This is a genomic window from Sphingomonas sp. BK580, assembly GCF_014194975.1.
In the GTDB taxonomy this organism is placed as follows: Bacteria; Pseudomonadota; Alphaproteobacteria; order Sphingomonadales; family Sphingomonadaceae; genus Sphingomonas.
On the sequence record NZ_JACIAY010000004.1, the window covers coordinates 281,370 to 301,657 of the forward strand.

At 71.0% G+C, this 20,288-nt stretch carries 18 protein-coding genes; 8 read left to right on the forward strand and 10 right to left on the reverse strand.

Translation table 11 applies throughout. The annotated features are described in order from the left end of the window. Window positions 1-215: 215 nt before the first annotated feature. From FHY05_RS10070 to FHY05_RS10095, 6 genes are all read right to left on the reverse strand, one after another. Complete coding sequence (locus FHY05_RS10070; RefSeq protein WP_183944247.1) at window positions 216-1,028, reverse strand: tryptophan 2,3-dioxygenase; 813 nt, start codon at window positions 1,026-1,028, stop codon at window positions 216-218. Beyond that, window positions 1,028-2,221 (reverse strand): kynureninase, encoded by a 1,194-nt coding sequence (gene kynU / locus FHY05_RS10075; protein ID WP_183944248.1) that lies wholly within the window; start codon window positions 2,219-2,221, stop codon window positions 1,028-1,030. Before kynU ends, FHY05_RS10070 begins: the two co-directional genes overlap by 1 nt. Before the next feature lie 304 nt (window positions 2,222-2,525). Further along, a complete protein-coding gene (locus tag FHY05_RS10080) occupies window positions 2,526-4,070 on the reverse strand; it encodes a DHA2 family efflux MFS transporter permease subunit (protein WP_183944249.1) in 1,545 nt (514 codons plus the stop codon). A 192-nt stretch (window positions 4,071-4,262) separates the two neighbouring features. Further along, window positions 4,263-5,450, reverse strand: coding sequence for an HlyD family efflux transporter periplasmic adaptor subunit (locus tag FHY05_RS10085; protein ID WP_183944250.1), 1,188 nt, complete (start codon window positions 5,448-5,450; stop codon window positions 4,263-4,265). Beyond that, window positions 5,447-6,880: an efflux transporter outer membrane subunit gene (locus FHY05_RS10090; RefSeq protein WP_183944251.1), complete on the reverse strand. Its 1,434-nt coding sequence runs from the start codon at window positions 6,878-6,880 to the stop codon at window positions 5,447-5,449. The genes FHY05_RS10085 and FHY05_RS10090 overlap by 4 nt, the downstream gene beginning before the upstream one ends. Continuing rightward, window positions 6,868-7,332 carry a MarR family winged helix-turn-helix transcriptional regulator gene (locus tag FHY05_RS10095; protein ID WP_183944252.1) on the reverse strand — a complete coding sequence of 155 codons (465 nt, stop codon included), beginning with the start codon at window positions 7,330-7,332 and terminating at the stop codon, window positions 6,868-6,870. Before FHY05_RS10095 ends, FHY05_RS10090 begins: the two co-directional genes overlap by 13 nt. Before the next feature lie 130 nt (window positions 7,333-7,462). Between FHY05_RS10095 and FHY05_RS10100 the strand changes: the two genes are divergently transcribed. Both FHY05_RS10100 and FHY05_RS10105 read left to right on the forward strand, forming a co-directional pair. After that, window positions 7,463-10,321, forward strand: coding sequence for a pitrilysin family protein (locus FHY05_RS10100; RefSeq protein WP_183944253.1), 2,859 nt, complete (start codon window positions 7,463-7,465; stop codon window positions 10,319-10,321). A 10-nt stretch (window positions 10,322-10,331) separates the two neighbouring features. Next, window positions 10,332-10,631: a hypothetical protein gene (locus FHY05_RS10105; protein WP_132910109.1), complete on the forward strand. Its 300-nt coding sequence runs from the start codon at window positions 10,332-10,334 to the stop codon at window positions 10,629-10,631. A 48-nt stretch (window positions 10,632-10,679) separates the two neighbouring features. On the opposite strand, the gene FHY05_RS10110 is transcribed toward FHY05_RS10105, so the two are convergent. The 4 genes from FHY05_RS10110 to FHY05_RS10125 form a co-directional block, all read right to left on the reverse strand. Continuing rightward, window positions 10,680-11,816 carry an AI-2E family transporter gene (locus FHY05_RS10110; RefSeq protein WP_183944254.1) on the reverse strand — a complete coding sequence of 379 codons (1,137 nt, stop codon included), beginning with the start codon at window positions 11,814-11,816 and terminating at the stop codon, window positions 10,680-10,682. A 64-nt stretch (window positions 11,817-11,880) separates the two neighbouring features. After that, window positions 11,881-12,954, reverse strand: coding sequence for a 5-(carboxyamino)imidazole ribonucleotide synthase (locus tag FHY05_RS10115; RefSeq protein ID WP_183944255.1), 1,074 nt, complete (start codon window positions 12,952-12,954; stop codon window positions 11,881-11,883). Then, window positions 12,951-13,427 carry a 5-(carboxyamino)imidazole ribonucleotide mutase gene (gene purE, locus FHY05_RS10120; RefSeq protein ID WP_260181451.1) on the reverse strand — a complete coding sequence of 159 codons (477 nt, stop codon included), beginning with the start codon at window positions 13,425-13,427 and terminating at the stop codon, window positions 12,951-12,953. Before purE ends, FHY05_RS10115 begins: the two co-directional genes overlap by 4 nt. Before the next feature lie 63 nt (window positions 13,428-13,490). Then, window positions 13,491-14,489 (reverse strand): LLM class flavin-dependent oxidoreductase, encoded by a 999-nt coding sequence (locus FHY05_RS10125; protein ID WP_183944256.1) that lies wholly within the window; start codon window positions 14,487-14,489, stop codon window positions 13,491-13,493. Window positions 14,490-14,834: 345 nt separating this feature from the next. On the opposite strand from FHY05_RS10125, the gene FHY05_RS10130 reads away from it, so the two are divergent. The 6 genes from FHY05_RS10130 to FHY05_RS22475 all read left to right on the forward strand — a co-directional run bounded on the left by FHY05_RS10130 (window position 14,835) and on the right by FHY05_RS22475 (window position 20,287). Next, on the forward strand, window positions 14,835-15,131 hold the full coding sequence (locus FHY05_RS10130; RefSeq protein WP_183944257.1) for a putative quinol monooxygenase: 297 nt from the start codon (window positions 14,835-14,837) through the stop codon (window positions 15,129-15,131). Window positions 15,132-15,512: 381 nt separating this feature from the next. Then, window positions 15,513-15,752 carry a hypothetical protein gene (locus FHY05_RS10135; RefSeq protein WP_183944258.1) on the forward strand — a complete coding sequence of 80 codons (240 nt, stop codon included), beginning with the start codon at window positions 15,513-15,515 and terminating at the stop codon, window positions 15,750-15,752. After that, window positions 15,745-16,722: a diguanylate cyclase gene (locus tag FHY05_RS10140; RefSeq protein WP_183944259.1), complete on the forward strand. Its 978-nt coding sequence runs from the start codon at window positions 15,745-15,747 to the stop codon at window positions 16,720-16,722. Before FHY05_RS10135 ends, FHY05_RS10140 begins: the two co-directional genes overlap by 8 nt. A 324-nt stretch (window positions 16,723-17,046) precedes the next feature. Beyond that, window positions 17,047-17,451: a hypothetical protein gene (locus tag FHY05_RS10145; protein ID WP_183944260.1), complete on the forward strand. Its 405-nt coding sequence runs from the start codon at window positions 17,047-17,049 to the stop codon at window positions 17,449-17,451. 55 nt (window positions 17,452-17,506) lie between these two features. Further along, window positions 17,507-19,414 carry a methyl-accepting chemotaxis protein gene (locus FHY05_RS10150; RefSeq protein WP_183944261.1) on the forward strand — a complete coding sequence of 636 codons (1,908 nt, stop codon included), beginning with the start codon at window positions 17,507-17,509 and terminating at the stop codon, window positions 19,412-19,414. A gap of 444 nt (window positions 19,415-19,858) precedes the next feature. Beyond that, entirely contained in the window at window positions 19,859-20,287 is a 429-nt protein-coding gene (locus FHY05_RS22475) for a PAS domain-containing protein (protein ID WP_311732439.1), read from the forward strand. The last annotated feature ends 1 nt before the right edge of the window (window position 20,288 follow it).

The following is a 20,288-nucleotide window of genomic DNA, read 5'->3' on the forward strand; positions in this document are numbered from 1 at the left end:
CGCGACCTTCGTGGTGGTTGCCGCGGGCCTAGGACGGAACCGACCGGAGCGCATCCCCCGCGACGTCGCTTCCCCGGTCCGCTCGTCAGCCCGCCCCTTTGACCATCCCGGCGAACGCCGGGGCGGTCGGGGGTCGCACCGGCGTCCCCCGACTGGATCCCGGCGGTCGCGGGGGTGGAGAGGAGCCGGGGTGAAAGCAGAAGTGGCGAGCCCCCTCACAACCGCGTGCGCACCTGCCACAGCTCGGGGAACAGCTCGACCTCGAGCATCTTGCGCAGGTAGGAGACGCCCGCGGTGCCGCCGGTGCCGCGTTTGAGCCCGATCACGCGCTCCACCGTGGTGACGTGGTTGAAGCGCCAGCGCCGGAAATAATCCTCCAGGTCGACGAGCTTCTCCGCCAGCTCGTAGAGCGGCCAGTGCGTCTCGGGCGCGCGGTACACCTGTTCCCACGCGGCCACGACCGCCTCGCTCGCGACGTGCGCCGCACGCCAGTCGCGCGCCGGGTCGGCGAGCAGCCCGGCGGCGTGGAGGCGGGTCAGTGCGGCGTCGTAGATGCTCGGCGCCGCGAGGATCGCCTCGAGCCGCGCCAACGTCGGCGCGCGGTGGCGGTGCGGCCCGAGCGTCGCCGACACGCGATTGCCGCACAGGTATTCCACCGCGCGATACTGCCACGACTGGAACCCGGACGACTGCCCCAGCGCGTCGCGGAAGGTGGTGTAATCGGACGGAGTCATCGTGCGCAGCACGTCCCACGCGCCGTTAAGCTGCTCGAGGATCCGCGCCACCCGCGCGAGCAGCTTGAACGCCTGCGGCAAGCGGTCGGCCAGCATCGCGTCGCGCGCGCTCTCCAGCTCGTGCACCGCCAGCTTCATCCACAATTCGCTGGTCTGATGCTGGATGATGAACAGCAGCTCGTCGTGCGCGTCGCTCAGCGGGTGCTGCGCGTCGAGCACGCGGTCGAGCGCGAGATAGTCGCCATAGCCCATGCGCTCGGCGAAGTTCAGCTCGGCGTCGTGATGCTCGCCCATCACGTCACCGCGGCGCGGGCGTGATGCTCGGGGCGATCCCAGGCGTCGGTGGCGAGGATGTCCGCGAGGACGTCGACCGCGCGCACCACCTCCTCTTCACCGAGGTACAAGGGTGTGAAGCCGAAGCGCAGTAGGTCGGGCGCGCGCACGTCGCCGATCACGCCGCGCCCGATCAGCGCCTGCATCACCGCGTAGGCCTGGGGGTGTGCGAAGCTCACCTGGCTGCCGCGCGCGTGCGGGTCGCGCGGCGAGGCGAGCGTGAGCTGCGGGCAGCGCGCCTCCACCTCCGCGATGAAGCACTGTGACAGGCGGATCGAGGCGGCGCGCAGGTCGGCCATGTCGACGCCGTCCCAGGCGTCGAGCGCGGCGTCGAGCACCGACAGCGCGATCACCGGCGGCGTGCCGACGCGCATCCGCTCGACTCCCGGCGCGGGCGCGTAGTCGCGCTCGAACGCGAAGGGCGCGCGATGGCCGAGCCAGCCGCTCAGGATCGGCCGGGCGGTCGCGGCGTGGCGCGGCGCGAGGTAGAGGAAGGCGGGGGCGCCGGGGCCGCCGTTGAGATATTTGTAGGTGCAGCCGACCGCGAGGTCGGCGTCCGCACCGGTGAGGTCGACCGGCAGCGCGCCGGCCGAGTGCGCCAGGTCCCACAGCGCGATGGCGCCGGCGGCGTGCGCCCGGGCGGTGAGCGCGCGCATGTCGTGGAGGCGACCGGTGCGATAGTCGACCTCGGTCAGCATCGTCACCGCGACGCTGTCGTCGATCGCCTCCGCCACCTCCTCCGGGGCGACGACTCGCAACTCGTGCCCCTGGCCGAGCGCGTCGAGCAGCGCCTCGGCGATGTAGAGGTCGCTCGGGAAGTTGCCGCTGTCGCTGAGCACCACGCGGCGATCGGGGCGCAGCGCGAGCGCGGCGGCGAGCGCCTGGAACAGCTTGATCGAGAGCGTGTCGCCGGTGATCACGCTCCCGGCGGGCGCGCCGACCAGCCGCGCGATACGGTCGCCGACGCGCGTCGGCAGCGCCATCCAGCCGGAGTCGTTCCAGCCGCGGATCAGCCGCTCGCCCCACTGCTCGCGGATCACCGCGGCGGCGCGCGCCTCGGCCGCGCGCGGCAGCGGTCCGAGCGAGTTGCCGTCGAGGTAGATCACGCCCGGGGGCAGCTGGAACAGCGCGCGGGTGGCGGCGAAGTCGGTCATGTCCGTGTCTTAGCGCGGGGGAGGGGGCGGGCCAATCGGCACGCGCGCTGCCGCTCCACGCTCGGTACCGCCCCGGGGGACGCCGGGGCCCAGTTGGGGGACGATGGCGAGTCCCACGACGGCTTTCCCTACTGGACCCCGACGTCCGCCGGGGTGGTAAGGGGAAAGGGGGAGGACCGCATCTCCGCACTTTCCAGCGCCCCATCGTGCCCCGGCGAAGGCCGGGGCCCAGTCGGGACGGCGGGAGTGGATCTCACCGGCGTCTCCCCATTGGGCCCCGGCCTCCGCCGGGGCACCGCGCGCCTCAGTCCGCCGCCACCGGTCCGGACGGCGCGCTCGGCCGGCGGCAGGTCCACACCAGCAGGATCAGCCCCGCCGCCAGCCACGCCGACAAACGGAACAGGTCGACGGACGCCAACAGATAGGCCTGCCCCACCATCTGCCGCGTCACCGCGGCGGCGGCCTGCTGCGCGCTCATCCCCATGCGCTGCATCTGCTCGGCCGCCAGCTGATACGGCATGCCGTTGCCGATCGCCTCGGCGAGCCGGCTCTGGTGGAGCGCCTCGCGCCGGTCCCACGCGGTCGAGATCAGCGAGGCCGCGAACCCGCCCGCGGTGATCCGGCAGAAGTTCGAGATGCCGGTCGCCGAGGGCAGCCGCTGCGGCGGGATCTTGTCGAGCGAGATCGTCAGCATCGCGAGGAAGAAGGTGCTCATCGACACGCCCTGGACGAGCAGCGGCAGCACCAGGTCGCCGAACGTCGCCTGCGCGGTATAGCCGGATCGCATCCAGTAGCTGATCGCGAACCCGGCGAAGGCGATCGTCGCGATGAACCGCGCGTCGAGCTTGCCCGAGACGCGCGCCACCAGCGGGGTGAGGAGCACCGCCACCACGCCGCTCGGCGCCGCCACGAGACCCGCCCAGGTCGCGGTGTAGCCCAACTGCGTCTGGAGCCACAGCGGCAGGATCAGGATGTTGGCGAAGAACACCGCGTAGCCGAGCGAGAAGCAGAGATTGCCGATCCAGAAGTTGCGGCGCGCGAACAGCGTCAGGTCCACCGTGGGATTGGCGTCGGTGAGCTCCCAGATCACCCAGGCGACGAAGCCGATCGCCGCGGTGAGCGTCAGCACCACGATCAGCGGGTCGTTGAACCAGTCGGCGTTCTTGCCAAGGTCGAGCATCACCTGGAGCGAGCCGACCCACAGCACCAGCAGCCCGAGCCCGACCGTGTCGATCGGCAGCTTCATCGTCGGCGTCTCGCGGCTGCGCAGGTTGAACCAGCACACCAGCGCGGTGACGACACCGAACGGCACGTTGATCAGGAAGATCCACGACCAGTGGTAGTTGTCGGAGATGTAGCCGCCGAGGATCGGCCCCATGATCGGGGCGACCAGCGTGGTCATCGACCAGATGCCGAGCGCGGTCGAGCGCTTGTCGTGCGGGAAGATCGAGATCAGCAGCGCCTGGCTGCCCGGCATCATCGGCCCCGACACGGCGCCCTGCAGCACGCGGAAGAGGATCAGCGAGGGAAGGTCCCAGGCCACGCCGCACAGGAAGGAGGCGATGGTGAACAGCACCACCGAGGTGCAGAACACGCGCACCACGCCGAAGCGCCGCATCAGCCAGCCGGTCAGCGGCACCGCCACGCCGTTGGCGACCGCGAAGGCGGTGACCACCCAGGTGGAATTGTCGCTCGACACGCCGAGGTTGCCCGCGATCGTCGGCAGCGAGACGTTGGCGATCGTGCTGTCGAGCACCATCATGAAGGTGCCGAGCGCCAGCGCGAGGGCGGTGACGCCGAGCTGGACGCCGGTGAGCGGCGCCTGTTCCTGCGGCGCGCCGCTAGCCATGATCGGTGCCCGTCCGCGCGATGAGGGAGAGGACCGCTTCCTCTGCCTGCCACCCCGGCGAACGCCGGGGTTCACTCGGGTGACGTGGGTGCGCCACGCTGAGGTCCCCCACCTGAACCCCGGCGTTCGCCGGGGTGGACGGATGGGGGAACAGCAGCGCGGTCACCGCCCCGAGCCGCTCCGCGACGCCGCTCACCGGTTCGCCGCCACGATGCGGCGGATCTCCGCCTCGACCTTGGGGTCGGTGCCGACGTTGGTGTCACCGTGATAGGGCGCCGCCGCGGCCTGCGCGAGCCGCGCGCCGCGCTGGTCGGCGGTGTCGACGGTGGCGTTGACCGACAGACCGACGCGCAGGGGGTTGGCACGGAGCTCGCGCGGGTCGAGCGCGATCCGCACGGGCACGCGCTGGACGATCTTGATCCAGTTGCCGCTCGCGTTCTGCGGCGGCAGCAGCGCGAAGGCGTTGCCGCTGCCCGCGGCGAGGCCGACCACGCGGCCGTGGTAGACGATGTCGCCGCCGTACATGTCCGCGGTGAGCTTGACCGGCTGGCCGATGCGCAGGTCCTTGAGCTGGGTCTCGCGGAAGTTGGCGTCGACCCACAGCCGGTCGAGCGGCACGATCGCCATCAGCGGCGTGCCCGCGTTGACCTGCTGGCCGACCTGGACGGTGCGCTGCGCCACCACGCCCGCGATCGGCGCGATCACGTGCATGTGGCCGCGCGCCACCGCGGCGCGACGGTAGTTGGCGATCGCGGCGAGCACCGCCGGGTTGGTGTTGACGTCGGTGCCCTGCACCGCGCTCTGCGCCTGGCGGCGCTGCTCGCGCGCGAGCCGCAGGTTGGCGGTCGCCACCTTCACCGCGTCGGCGGCGTGGCTCAGCTCCTCGCCCGAGATCGCGCCCTGCTGCGCGGCCCCGCGGCGGCGCGCGTAATCGTCGCGCGCGCGGTTGAGCTCGGCCTCGGCCTGGACGATGCCGGCGTCGGACTGGCCCACGCGCGTGAAGTCGGCGCGCGTCGAGCGCACCGCGCGCGCCAGCTCGGCGCCGGCCGCCGCGACGTTGACGTCGGCGGTGGTGGGATCGAGGTCGATCAGCGGCTGGCCCGCGGTGACCGACTGGGTGTTGTCGGCGTGGAGCTGGGTCACCGTGCCGGGATCGCGCGCGGTGATCGCGACGACGTCGCCCGCGACATAGGCGTCGTCGGTTTCCTCCTCCGGCGGCGCGAAGAAGAAGTGCATGATCGCCCAGATGATCAGCACCACCAGCAGCACCGCGCCCAGGATCAGGAACGCGCGGCGGCGCGCCTTCGGCTTACCCGCGGGCGTGGGCGTGGGCGTCGCGGCGGGGGCGGGCGACGGCGAGGGAGCGGCGGTGTCGGTCATCGGGACAGGTCCTGGGCGCCGGTGGCGGGAGAAGGAGTGGCGGGCGTCGGCAGCGCGAAGCCGCCGCCGAGCGCGGTGGCGAGCTGCGCGCGCGCCGCGAGCGAGTCGATCGCGAGATTGGCGTCGGCCAGCTCGGCGTCGAGCAGGCGGATGTCGGTGTTCACGAGGTCGAGCCGGCTCGACAGCCCGCTCTGGACGCGCACGCCGTTGAGCCGGTTGGTCTCGGCCAGCCCGGTCACGACCTCGCGCTGGCGCACGCGGGCGGCGTCCGCGGCCTGGACCCGCGCGATCGCATCGGCGGCGTCGCGCGCGGCGGCGACGACCGACTCATTGTACTGCGCGGTGGCGACGTCGACCGCGGCGGTGGCGCCGCGCAGCTCGGCGGTGCGTCGCCCGCTGTCGAACAGCGGCAGGTGGATCGCGGCGCCGCCCCCCGCGATCCCGGACGACAGATCGACGAAATTGCCGAAGCCGATCGCCTGCAGCCCGACCAAGGCCGAGAGGTTGATGTTAGGGTAGAAAGCGCGGCGCGCGACCTGGCGCTGCGCGGCGGCGGCGGCGATCCGCGCCTGCGCCGCGGCGACGTCGGGGCGGCGCGCGAGCAGGTCGGCGGGCAGCGTCGCCGGCACCGGCAGCGCCGCGTCAGCGGCGAGCCGGGTCGGCTGGAGCGCGCGGGCATAGTCGCCGCCGCGCCCCGCCAGCGCGGCGAGCGCGTCGGCGGCGAGCGCGCGCGCACCCTGCGCCTGCACCAGCGCGAGCTGCGCCTGCGAGACCAGCGTCTGCGCCGCGGTGATGTCGATCCGGCTGGCGAGCCGGTTGCGCTCGCGTACCTGGACCAGCCCGAGCGACTGCTCCCGCGTCGCGATGGTGCGCTGCGCGATCGCCGCCTGGCGCTCGGCACGGGCCAGCTCGACATAGCTCTGCACCACCGCGCCGGAGAGCATCAGCCGCGCGGCGGCGCGGTCATATTCGGCCGCCTGCAACTGCGCCGCGGCGCCCGCGATCGCGGCCTTCTGCCGCCCGAACAGGTCGAGGTTCCAGTTGAGCCCGGCCTGCCCCGTGCCGAGCGCGCGCACCGTGCCCGCGAAGGGCGGGGGAATGATGTAGTTGCTCGACAGCCGCTGGCCCTGGACGTTGACGTCGAGCGCGGCGTCGGGGCGCAACTCGGCGTCCTGGCGGGCCAAGGCCGCCTCGGCCTGGCGCACGCGCGCCGCGGCGGCGTCGAGCGACGGGTTGCCCGCGAGCGCGTCGGCGACGAGGCGGTCGAGCTGCGGGTCGCCGATCGCGCTCCACCAGTCGGGCGCGAGCGTCACCGCGGGGCCGGCGAGCGCCAGGTCGGGCGCGGTCTTGGCGACGGTCACCGGCGGCGAGCCGGGGACCGCGCAGGCGCTGGCGAGCAGCGCGGCGGCGAGCGGGATCAGTCGGCGCATGCGTCGGTCTCCTCCAGCGTGCGGCGCAGCTTGCGGAGCTGCGCGAGGAACTGCTCGATCTCCGCGGTGCTCCAGTCGGCGAGATGGCGGTTCCAGCACTCGATCGCCTTGTCGCGGCAGCGCATCGCGGCGTCGCGTCCGGCGTCGGTCAGCGACAGGTTGACGACGCGGCGATCGTCCTCGCTGCGCGTGCGCTCGACCAGGCCGCGCGCCTCGAACACGTCGATCATGCGGGTCATCGCGCCCTTGTCATAGGTGAGGTCGCGCGCCAGCGAGGCGCAGGTCGCCTCCGAGTCGAGGTGGATGGTGAGCAGCGTCGACCATTGCGACGCGGTCAGCTCCTCCTCGGCGAAGATCCGGTCGAGCAGCGCCAGGTTGAGCTGGTTGCACCGCTTGATCAGATACCCCGCCGATCCGTCCGGCATGAAGTTGTCACGGTTGTAGAACGACATTCCGTTGCCTTAGCAACCATTGCCGACGCAGTCAATAATTGTGTCGTCACATTGCTGGCGCGCGCGCTTGCGAGCGATCGCTCGACCGCTATGGTTGCTGCCGTCACTATCCCGCGGGGAGCATCATCCGTTGACCTATCGTGCGTACCTGGCCGCCGGCGCGGCGCTGGCGTTCCTCGCTGCCCCTGCTCTCGCCCAGGCGCCCGCCGCGCCGCTGCCGGCCGCCGCCCCGGTGTCCGAGCTGGTGAAGGCGATCGACATCCCCTACCAGCAGTTCACGCTGAAGAACGGCCTGCGCGTGATCGTCCACACCGATCGCAAGGCGCCGATCGTCGCGGTCAGCGTGTGGTACGACGTCGGCTCGAAGCACGAGCCGCAGGGCAAGACCGGCTTCGCGCATCTGTTCGAGCACCTGATGTTCAACGGCAGCGAGAATGCGCCGGGCGACTTCTTCGAGCCGCTCCAGCAGGTCGGCGCGACCGACTTCAACGGCACGACGTACTTCGACCGGACCAATTATTTCGAGACGGTGCCGACCGCCGCGCTCGACCGGGCCCTGTTCCTCGAGTCGGACCGGATGGGCTATCTCACCGGCGCGATCACTCAGAGCGTGCTCGACGAGCAGCGCGGCGTCGTCCAGAACGAGAAGCGCCAGGGCGACAACCAGCCCTACGGCCTGCTGCGCTACAAGGCGACCGAGGGGCTCTTCCCCGCGAGCCACCCGTACGGCCACACGACGATCGGCTCGATGGCCGACCTCGACGCCGCCAGCCTCGCCGACGTGAAGGAGTGGTTCCGCAGCCATTACGGGCCCAACAACGCCGTGCTCGTGCTCGCCGGCGACGTCGACCTCGCCACCGCGCGCGCCAAGGTAGAGAAATATTTCGGCGCGATCGCCGCGGGGCCGAAGAGCGTCGCGCCGCCCGCGCCGGTGCCCTCGTCGCTGCCGGGCAAGGCCAGCGAGATCATGAAGGATCGGGTCGCCGCCACTTTGGTGATGAAGGAATGGGCGGTGCCCGGCCTCAACGACCGCGACGCGCCCGCGCTGGAGGTCGCCGCCGGCGTGCTCGGCGGGCTGGCCAGCTCGCGCTTCGACAACGTCCTGGTCAAGGGCGAGAAGCTCGCGGTCCAGGCGTCCGCGGAATATGAGAGCTTCGCGCAGGTCGGCACCTTCCAGCTGATCGCCATGGTCAAGCCCGGCGTCGATGCGGCGCAGGTGCAGGCGCGGATGGACCAGCTCGTCGCCGACTTCATCAGGAACGGCCCCAGCGCGGACGAGGTGGCGCGCTACGTCACCAGCACGGTCTCGTCGCGGATCGGCGGGCTCGAGGCGGTCGGCGGCTTCGGCGGCAAGGCGGTGGCGCTCGCCGAGGGCGCGCTCTACTCGGACGATCCCGGCTTCTACAAGAAGCAGCTCGCCGCGCTCGCCGCGCAGACTCCCGCGAGCGTCCGCGCCGCCGCGGCCAAGTGGCTGACGCGCCCGGCCTACTCGCTCCAGATCGTCAACGGCCAGCGCGACGCCTACGCCGAGAGCAAGGTGCCGCCGCCCGCGGCGGTGAAGGAAGCGCCCGAGCAGCCCGCCAAGGGCACGCGCGGGCCGCTGCCCGACGTCGGCCCGATCGGCGCGCTCAGCTTCCCCAAGGTGGAGCGCGCGCGACTGTCGAACGGGATCGAGCTGGTCTACGCGCAGCGCGGCGCGGTGCCGGTCACCCAGGCGGTGCTCAGCTTCGACGCGGGCGTCGCCGCCGACGTCGCCGACAAGCTCGGCACGCAGCAGCTGACGCTGGCGATGATGGACGAGGGCACGCGCGCGCTCAACTCGATCCAGATCGCCGAGGCACGCGAGCGGCTCGGCGCGTCAATCTCGAGCGGCAGCAGCGCCGACCGCACCTCGCTCGGGCTGCGCGTGCCCAGCGCCAACCTCGACGCCGGCGCCGCGCTGTGGGCGAGCATCGCGCGCGAGCCCTCGTTCGCCGAGGCCGAGCTGGGACGCGTCAAGACGCAGCAGCTCACCGCGATCGCGCAGGAGCTGACCAGCCCCAACGGGCTGGCGCGGCGCGTGCTGCCCAAGCTGGTCTCGCCCGGCTCGCCCTATGCGAAGGCGCAGGGCTCGGGCGATCCGGCGGCGGTCGCGTCGCTGACCCGCGCCGACCTGCTCGCCTTCCGCCGGGCCTGGCTGCGCCCCGACAAGGCGAAGATCTTCGTCGTCTCCGATCGCTCACTCGCCGAGGTGCAGCGCGTGATGGAGGCGCGCTTCGGCGACTGGCGCGCCGACGGCGCCGCGGGCACCAAGACCTTCCCGGCGCGGGTCACCTCGGTCAGCCCGCGCATCGTCGTGATCGATCGCCCGGACAGCCCGCAGTCGCTGATCGCGGGCGGCGTGCAGACGGGCCTCAAGGGGACCGACGATCTGCTGCCGGTCGAGGTCGGCAACGACGCGCTCGGCGGCAGCTTCCTCGGCCGACTCAACATGGACCTGCGCGAGAGCAAGCATTGGTCCTACGGCGTCGGCGGCAATCTCAGCCGCAACGCCTTCGCCGCGCCCTATGTGGTGTCGGCGCCGGTGCAGGCCGACCAGACCGGCCCCGCACTCGCGGCGCTGCGCGGCGACATCGCGCAATATCTCACGTCACAGCCGATGACCCAGGCCGAGTTTGAGCGCGCGGTGAACGGCGGCACGCGCTCGCTCTCGGGCGAGTTCGAGACGTCGGACAACGTGCTCGACGCGATGCAGTCGAACGACCTCTACCGGCGCCCCGACGATTATTACGCGACGCTCCCGCAGCAGTACCGCGCGCTGACGCTGCCGCAGGTGAATGCGGCGACCAAGGCCGCGATCGATCCGTCGCGCTTCGTCTGGGTGGTCGTGGGCGAGGCGGCAAAGGTGAAGCCGCAGCTTGACTCCTTGGGGTTGCCGGTGGAGGTCATGGCGGCATCCGCGGTCGCGGGCGCGTCGCCCGCGGCGACGCCTGCCGCCGCCACGAAGTGAGGAGAGCGTGATGGCCGGAGTCGACGGAACCTACGATTGCACCGTGAAGTCGCCGCTGGGCGACCAGAAGCTGACGCTGACGGTAACGTCGCAGGGCGACAGCTTCACCGGCCAGGCCTCGGGCGCGATGGGCGCGTCGGACGTGCAGGGTTCGGTGAACGGCGACACGCTGGCGTGGAAGCAGCAGATGACCTCGCCGATGCCGATGACGCTCGACATCTCCGCGACGGTCGACGGCGACACCATCACCGGCAGCGTCGGCGCGGGCGCGTTCGGCAGCTTCCCGCTGTCGGGCACGCGCGTGGGGTGAGCTCTGAGCCCCTCCTCTTCAGAGGAGGGGCTGGGGTAGGGCGTCTCCTTAGGCGCGCCGGTCCCGGTGAGACGGCGACGCCCCGCCTCGGCCCTCCCCTGAAAAGGAGGGAGCATCTCCCGCGCCCCGTTGCGCCGCGCGCTGCTCGGTCAGCACCTGCCAGCCGGTGATGAACAGCGCGCCGACCAGCGGCCCGACCACGATGCCGCTGAGCCCGACCAGGTCGATCCCGCCCAGCGTCGTCACCAGGACCAGCCAGTCGGGGATGCCGGTGTCGCGTCCCACCAGGATCGGGCGCAGGATGTTGTCGGCGAGGCCGATCACCAGCACGCCCGAGAGGATCACCACGACCGCCTGCCAGATCGCGCCGGTGGCGAAGAGGTAGAGCGCGACCGGCGCCCAGATGATCGCGGGCCCCACCGCGGGCAGCAGCGCTGCGATCGCCATCAGGATGCCCCACAGCAGCGCCGCGGGCAGCCCGACAATCCAGAAGGTCACCGCGCCGAGCGCCCCCTGCACGATCGCGACCACGCCCGATCCCTTGATCGTCGCGCGCACCACCGCGACGAACTTGTCCGCCAGCTGCCCCGCCACGGCGGGCTCGAGCGGCAGCGAGCGCACCACCGCCGGGCCGATCCGATCACCGTCACGCAGCAGGAAGAAGGTGACGTACAGCCCGACGCCGAACGCTAGGAGAAAGGCCGCGGCGTTGGCACCGATCGACAGCGCGCGCCGCGTGAGCGTGCTGGCGCTGTTGCTCACCGCCGCGCTCAGCTGCGCCTGCGCGCGCTCGAAGCTGTTGAAACCGGAATTGTCGAGCAATCCCTGCAGGCGCCGCGGCAGCGCGTCGTGGACCTGCTGGAAATAGGTCGCGAAGTTGATCTGTCCGCCGCGGATCTGGGTGTAGACGCCCGCCGCCTGGTCGACGACGAGGCTGCCGACGATCAGCGCCGGGATCACCACCGCGACGGTGATGATCAGCAGCGTCACCGCGGCGGTCATGTTGCGCCGCCCCGGCCAGCGCTGGAGCAGCCGCTGGTAGAGCGGCTGGAACAGCAGCGCCGCCAGCGCGGCCCAGAGTAGGGCGCCGAGGAAGCTCGACACCACCGCCACCAGCGCGACGCTGATGAGCAGCAGGAACAGGAGCAAGCCGCCGTTCTCGACACGGCGCCGCGGGATGGTCATTCGGCGAACCTCGGGGATCGTTACGCGACTGCAACCCGCCGCGGGCGGCTTTGCTCCGCTGACGTCAGCGCGTCACGCGCGTGACATGCCCCATCTTGCGCCCGGCGCGGCTCTCTCGCTTGCCGTAGAGGTGGAGGTAGGCGTCCGGCTCGGCGACGATCCCGGGCCAGCGCTCCCACTCGTCGCCGATCAGATTCTCCATCGTCACCTGCGCCGCGGTCAACCCGGTGTCGCCCAGCGGCAGACCGCAGATCGCGCGGACGTGGTTGGCGAACTGCGAGGTCACGGCGCCCTCGATCGTCCAGTGCCCGCTGTTGTGGACGCGCGGCGCCATCTCGTTGAACACGGGGCCGTCGGCGCTCGCGAAATACTCGCAGGTGAGCACGCCGACATGGTCGAGCGCGTCGGCGATGCGCCCGGTCAGCGCGGCCGCCTCGGTCCACTGTCGCGCGATCTCGGGCGGGGCGGGAAGGGTAGAGCGGTGCAGGATGCCGTCGCGATGCTCGTTCCAGGGCGGCGCGTAGCTCGTCATCGCGCCGTCGCGGCCGCGCACCAGCACGATCGAGAATTCGTGGCTGAAGTCGACGAAGGCCTCGAGCACCGCCGGCCCGCCGATCGCCTCCCAGGCCGCGTCGGCGTCGGCGGGCGAGGCGAGCCGCGCCTGGCCCTTGCCGTCATAGCCGAAGCGCGTCGTCTTGAGCACCGCGGGGCAGCCGATCGCGGCGACGGCGGCGTCGAGCTCCTCGCGCGAGGTCACCCCCTGCCACCGGGCGGGGCGGCCGCCGACCTGCTCGACGAAGCTCTTCTCCTTCACTCGGTCCTGCGCCACCGCGAGGCTCTGGGGCGCGGGATAGACGGGCACGCGCTCGGCCAGCCACTCGACCGGGCCGGCGGCGACATTCTCGAACTCATAGGTGACGACGTCGACCTGCGCGGCGAAGTCGGCGAGCACGACTTTGTTGTGATAGTCGGCGCGCGTCAGCGACGAGGCCGTCTGCGCCGCGACGCTCTCGCGATCGGGTGCGAGCACGTGCGTGCGGTAGCCGAGATCCGCCGCGGCGCTGGCGATCATGCGCCCGAGCTGGCCGCCGCCGAGGATGCCGATCGTGCTGCCCGGCGGGATCGGCCACTCGCTCATGCCGGATCGACCGCGACCGAGTCGGTCTGCCGCTCGCGCCACGCCTGGAGCCGCGCCGACAGCTCTTCGTCGCCGAGCGCGAGGATCGAGGCGGCGAGCAGGCCGGCGTTGATCGCACCCGCCTTGCCGATCGCCAGCGTGCCGACCGGTATGCCGCCGGGCATCTGCACGATCGAGAGCAGGCTATCCATGCCCTTGAGCGCCTTGGACTCCACCGGCACGCCGAGCACCGGCAGATGCGTCATCGCCGCCGCCATGCCGGGCAGATGCGCCGCGCCACCCGCACCAGCGACGATCACCTGGAGCCCGCGCGCCGCCGCGCCGCTGGCGTAATCGTAGAGCCGCTGCGGGGTACGATGCGCCGAGACGACCTTGGTCTCGTGCGCCACGCCGAGCGCGTCGAGCGTCTCGCTCGCGTGGCGCATCGTCTCCCAGTCGGAGGTGGAGCCCATGATGATGCCGACGCGCGCCATCGCGTGCGGTTAGCGGCGCGACGGCGGCGGGGCAAGGGCGGGCGTGGGCGGCAAACCCCGTATTCACGCGGCGAGCTTGAGCTCCTGCATCGCGTCCGCCGCCAGCGCGATCGAGCGGCGGCGCGCCTGATGGTCGTACACCGCGCTGGTGATCATCAGCTCGTCCACCCCGGTGCGCGCGACGAAGGCGGCGATGCCGCGCGCGACCTCGTCGCGCGTGCCGATCGCGCTCGCCGACAGTGCATGGTCGAGGATGGCGGCGTGCTGCGGCGGCAGCGCGGCGCGATAGCCCGGCACCGGCGGCTTCATCCGGCCGGGGTTGCCGGTGCGCAGCGCGACGAACTGCTGCTGCTGCGAACTGGCGATCAGCTCGGCTTCCTCATGCGTGTCCGCGGCGAAGACGTTGAAGCCCGCCATGGCATAGGGGCGCTCGAGCGTCGCGGAGGGGCGGAAATCGCGCCGGTAGATCGCCAGCGCCTGGTCGAGCGCGTCGGGCGCGAAATGCGAGGCGAAGGCGTAGGGCAGGCCCAGCATCGCGGCGAGCTGCGCGCCGAACAGGCTGGAACCGAGGATCCACATCTGCGGCTTGGCGCCGGCGCCGGGCGTGGCGGTGATGCCGGTGCGGCCGTCGTCGGCGAGATAGCTCTGCAGCTCGACCACGTCGCGCGGGAATTCGTTGGCGTCGCTGCTGAGGTTGCGGCGCAGCGCGTGGGCGACCCGCTGGTCCGAGCCCGGCGCGCGACCGAGGCCGAGGTCGATGCGGCCGGGGAAGAGCGCGTCGAGCGTGCCGAACTGCTCGGCGATCTGGAGCGGCGCCGAGTTGGGCAGCATGATCCCGCCCGCGCCGACGCGGATCGTAGCGGTCGCCTGGCCGACGTGCGCGATCACCACCGCGGTCGCGGCCGAGGCGATGCCCGTCATGCCGTGATGCTCGGCGACCCAGTAGCGGTTGTAGCCGAGCGCCTCGGCGTGGCGCGCCAGGTCGGCGGCGTTGCGGAGCGACTCCGCGACCGAGCCGGACTCGGTGACGGGGACGAGATCGAGGAGCGAGTAGAGCGTCATGAAGGAGAGGTGGGGAGGCGGGAGGCGCTTCGCCAGACGAGTGTGGCTTGGTGGTGGCGAAGCGTGGCTTGGGGAGGGGCCTGCTCATCAGGGCGCTGTTCGCGACATTTCGATCCGAGGGCGAGCGCGAGCCGGGCGGGAGCAACTTCTCGCGCCGCAGGACCAGGGCGGGTGAGCTGGCGTCATGCGTGATCATGTCCGTCGGTTCGCCGACGCGACGCGCCCGCTCCTCGCCGGTTGTCGCGCGGACCGTCGCGCGCGGCCGCGGCGTGATAGAAGGCGCCGCCGTCGGCGGGGCGCGTGGAAGGCTGCGCCTCTGACGACCGCCCAACGAGGATCGATGCCATGACCGCCAACGTGAAGATCGTCGCCGTCCTGACCGCCCGTGAGGGGGCCGTCGAGCGTCTCCGCAGCCTGCTGGATGCGATGCTGGCACCCAGCCGTGCCGAGGCCGGCAACCTGCGCTATGACCTCTGGCAGGATCAGGGCGAGCCGCGCCGCTTCGTCCTCAACGAGCTGTACGTCGATGCGGCCGCCGTCGCCGCCCACCGAGCGACGCCGCACTTCCAGACCTATCTCGCGCAGATCGGCGGGCTGGCCGAGCGGAGCGCCTTCGTCCTCGATCCGGTCTCGGCGACGTGATCGCCGGGCCGGACGCCGCTCGCCGCTAGCAGGGCGACTCCGGGATTGGGTGAGCCGATCGCCGCGATCGAGCAGGTCGCTTCATCGTCGACCCTGTCGAACGGACGAGGAGCACGACGATCGCCGACCGGCATCTCGAGACCGCCCAGGGGCGGCGACAGCGATGCGGATCGAGCGTCGCACGACGTGCTCGAAGGTGGACCATCGCCCTGCTGCCGCCACGAAGGACCGCGGGTCGCGGGAGCCGGCGGGGCGGGGCGGCGGAGTCGTTTCTCTCACGATCCGCACGCTTCGGCGCAAAGCCATGCGCCGCGAAAGGGGCGGTTAATGCAGTGATAAGATTCTCGGCGTAGCAGCAGGCGAGGGAAAACGGAGGTCCGGTTGCGCATCGATGAGCTAGAGCCGACGCCCACCGACGCAGCATCGCTCGAGATACCCGAAATGCTCCTGGGCAGCGTGCGGCGCCATCAAGCCCATCTCGCCACGCTGATCGAGAGCTTGCGAGCGGCGGGGGTCGACGAGGCGACCGTAGAGGCGAGCATTCGCGAGCTGGTCGATAGCTACGCGGCTGAGCTGACCGCCGCGGTCACGCAGATGCTCGAGGCGGACGTTCGTGACTGAGCCGCTTCTCCTTGACGACGACGCGAGGCTCGCGGCGCTGCGCCGCCTCGAGATCCTCGACACCCCCCTCGAGCAGCCGTTCGAGAAGATCGTGACGCTCGTCAGGACGGTCCTGGCGGTACCGATCGCCACTGTCACGCTCGTCGATCGCGACCGGCAGTGGTTCAAGGCCAAGCGTGGCATCGACGCGAGCGAGACGGCCCGCTCCGTCTCCTTCTGTACGCATACGATCCAGCAGCGCGATCCTCTCATCGTGGAAGACGCGGAAGCCGATCCGCGCTTCGCGGGCAGTCCGCTGGTGCTGGGCCCGCCGTTCGTGCGCAGCTATGCCGGCGTGCCGTTGCGCACGCCCGACGGATATAACGTCGGGGCGCTATGTGCCATGGACACGCGCCCGCGCCGCTTCAGCCCCGGCGACATCGGCATCCTCACGAATTTCGCCAATATCGTGTGCGACGAGCTGGAACTCAGGATGATCGCGCAGAGCGATCACCTCACGGGTGCGCTGACGCGGCGGGGTTTCGTCGAGCAGGTCGAGCTCGAGATCGCTCGCTTCGCCAGGTACCAGCGGCCCAGCTCGCTCATCATCCTCGACCTGGACCATTTCAAGTCGATCAACGATGAGCATGGACATGACACCGGCGACCAGGTGCTTCGGCACGTGGCCGAGGTGATCAAGGCGACCATCAGGCCGAGCGACGTTCTCGGCCGGCTCGGCGGAGAAGAGTTCGGGGTCCTGCTGCCCGAGGCGGGGAGAGACGATGCGGTCACCGCGGCGGAGCGTATCCGGCGGGCGATCGAGGCGCGTCCGCTCGCTCTGGTGGATCGCTCGTCGCTTCCGGTGACGGCGAGCCTCGGTATCGCGCCGGTCGATGCATCCACCGCGTCGTTCGCCGACTGGCTGCGGGCGGCCGATGCCATGCTGTATGCGGCCAAAGAGGCGGGGCGAAACGCTGTCCGCTCCTGCTGAAGCGGCGATCGCGAGCTGATCGAGAGAGCGGCGGCTGTCCGCGGCGCCGGGGCGCGAAATCACCGTTCCGGCCGAGTCGACCACCGCTTGCCTGGCGCGAAAGCTTCGGCGCGAGTGCGCGCGTCGAGACCGCGGACGGGCGGCTCGTCTGCACGTATCCGAGCGAAACAAGGTCCCCCGACGACACGTCGGGCGGGACTCCCAATCTCACGTGCCGTGCTCATCGACGAGGCGCGTGGCACGTTGATCTGGGTTGCGCATTTTCTCAGTACTTTCAACGCCTTCCTCACGATGTGGTAAGCAGATGCGCGTAACTGGCGATGCATGGAAAGCAGGACGAGGGAAGAGCGGCTGATTTCGTTGGCGGCTGCCATCGGGTGCATCATCGACGCCAAGATGGCCATGTTGCAGTCAACCGGTGCGACGCCCGACATCGCCGCTCTCGCTTGCATGCGATGGAAGCTGACCAAAGCGGTTTGTAACTTCCGCTGGTTCTTGACCGCGAGCTTGCATCCGGGCGCGGGCGCCAGCGGCAGCCCGCACGCTCGCCTCATCGCCGAGATGGACGAGCTTCATGCGACGTTACGCGCTTACGTCAGCTGTTGGAGTGCGGGCGACAATGCGGCGCGCTGGAACGAGTATCGGACCGCGGCCGTGTCGATGCTGGAAGACACCGGGGCCCTCGTTCGCAGGGCGACCACCGAGGCGCAGCGCCTCATGCGACGGTGAGGCAGATGGCAGGGGTGATGCTCGGAGCTCATCATGATCCGGGGGCGGGAGTGACATGCTTCGCCGGCCGGGAAGGGGTGGCGTCGGGCGTGTACGAGGGGGAACGAGGGAAGTGAAAAATCTATCGCTGTTGAGCAAGCTGTTGCTGGCATTCGGCTGCTGCTTGCTGATCGTGCTGGGATTGAGCGCGGTGGCCGTGTCCAAGCTGTCGACGATGAACGACAGCGTGAGCACGTTCGCCGACAATCGCCTGCCCAAGGCGGTCGCCCTCGGCGAACTGGAAGGCAAGTTCGCGGCTTACCGTACCGCCATGTACCGGCACATCGCGGCGCCCCCGGAGAAGCTGCGCGAGGCGGACGAGGCCGTGACCAAGGCGCGCCAGGCCACCATGAAGGCGAGCCAGGAGTTGGCCGCGCTGGTGACCGCGCCCGAGTCAAAGGCGGCCGTGGCACGGATCGAGACGATCCTGCCGGAGATCACCCGGCGCGATGACGGCGTGCTCGTGGCCTCGCGCGCCGGCGACGACGCTGGCGCGACCCAGGCGCTCTTCGCGGTGCGTAGCGACAGCGAGAAACTCGCCCGAGAGGTCGCCGATCTGCGCACCTTGTTCCAGGCGCAAGAAGCAGAGGCGAAAAGCGCCGCCGCGACGAACTTCGCGGGCGCCAAGCTGGTGATCGCGGCGGCGGTGATGATCGCCCTGGCCGTCATCCTGCTGGCGCTGTTCCTCATGGTTCGGCTCGTGTCGCGACCGCTGCGCGACCTGCACCTCGCCATCGGCCAGATGGCCGCCGGCAAGCTCGACGTCGTGCTGGGGCAGGATGGCCGGCGTGACGAAGTCGGCAAGCTCGCATCGTCGGTCACCCTGCTGCGCGATCAGCTCGTCGCGGCTGAACGGGCGAAGCAGGAGCAGACCGTGCTGATCGTCCAGAGCGTCGGCGCCGGCCTGTCCGCGCTCGCGCGCGGCGATCTCACGGCGCGGATCGACGCCGAGCTGACCGGACCGTTCGGCACGCTGAAGGGCGACTTCAACGCCGCGATGGAGGCTGTCTCGGCGACGCTCCAGGCGGTGAACGCGAGCGCGGCCGGGATCACCAACGGCGCGGGTGACATCCGCCAGGCGTCGGACGACCTCTCGCGACGGACCGAGCAGCAGGCCGCCAGCCTCGAGGAGACGGCCGCCGCGATGCATCAGATCACCACCACGGTACGTGACACCGCCGCCAACGCCACGCGCGCCAACGGCGTCGTCCAGGAAGCGCGCGCCGACGCCGTACAATCGGCCGACGTCGTGCAGCGGGCCGTCGCGGCTATGACCGACATCGAGCGGTCGTCGGGTGAGATCAGCGACATCATCGCCGTGATCGACGGTATCGCGTTCCAGACCAACCTGCTCGCGCTCAACGCGGGGGTCGAGGCCGCGCGCGCGGGAGACGCGGGCAAGGGGTTCGCGGTGGTCGCGAGCGAGGTTCGAGCGCTTGCCCAGCGATCCGCCGACGCGGCCAAGGACGTCAAGGCGAAGATCACGGCGTCGACCGAGCAGGTGGAGGTCGGCGTGGGGCTCGTCGCGCAGACGGGCGAGACGCTCACCCGCATCTCGGGTCGGATCGGTGAGATCAGCGCGCTCGTGTCCGACATCGCCTCTGCCGCGGAGCAACAATCGATCGGTCTGCAGCAGGTCAACACCGCCGTCAGCGAGATGGACGGCGTGACTCAGCAGAACGCCGCCATGGTGGAAGAAGCCACCGCCGCCGCGCGCAGCCTGGCCGAGGAGACCGAGAACATGGCACGCCAGGTCGCCCGCTTCCGGCTACCGGCGGAGGCAAAGGAGAGCCGACCCGACTCGCCCGTCCACCAGCTGCAGGAGCGGGCTGCCCAGGTCGGAGCGCGCATCGCGGCCAGTGCCCGCGCGAAGCGGGGCCAGGCCGTCGCCGCCGCGGCGCAGGACGATTGGTCGAGCTTCTAAGGCGCGGGCGGACGGTAGGCGCGCGGCCACGGCCGAGCGGCGTCATGGGCGTGCCTGCGTGACGGTCGCCGATCTGGGGCGCAGCGGTGTCGCGCGGTCAGGATCATCGTCCGCCCGGACCAGCGGCGGATCGGCGGCACGAGGCCCGTCAGTAGACGGCCGGAAGGGCCGCCCTGCTGAGCCGGAGCAATCGTGTCGTCGGCAGGGGCAAGTTGTCGCTCGTCGTCGGTCCGTGCGTATCTTCCCGGCGGTCGGACATGATGACCGGTCTGCACGCGAGATACTTTCGCTGCAGGTCTTGATGCCGATCAACATGTCCAGGAAGAAGACGCTCGCGTCGCGGCCCGACTGCTCCCGGTCCCACGAAGCGGGTCAGCGAACTTGAACAGAAACGGAGAGTGTCTCAGAGGGGCGGCGGGGGAGAAGTTCCATGAGGAAGGCGCCGTGATCACGGAGATGGAGCAGTCCGAGCAGCTTGCGGCGATGTACGACGCCTCTCCGATCGGCCTCGCTGTTCTGGATCGCGAGCTGCGCTACGTTCGCATCAACGAGCATCTCGCGGCACTTAACGGGATCGCGGCGGCCGATCACATCGGCCGGTCCGTGCAGGAAGTCATCCCGGATCTCTCGGCGCAGGCCCTCGCCGCGTTCGAGCGCGTGCTCGCGGGCGAAGAGATTCGCGGCATCGAACTGATCGGTCCCACCGCGGCGCGGCCGGACCGCACCAGCGTCTGGCGCCAGAACTGGGTGCCGCTGCGCGACGCGTCGGGCGATATCGTCGGCGTGGCGGTCTCCTGCGAGGACGTCAGCGAGGAACGACGCGCCCAGCGCGCGGTGGTCGCTCAACCGGATCAACACCGCGCTCGCGGCTGAA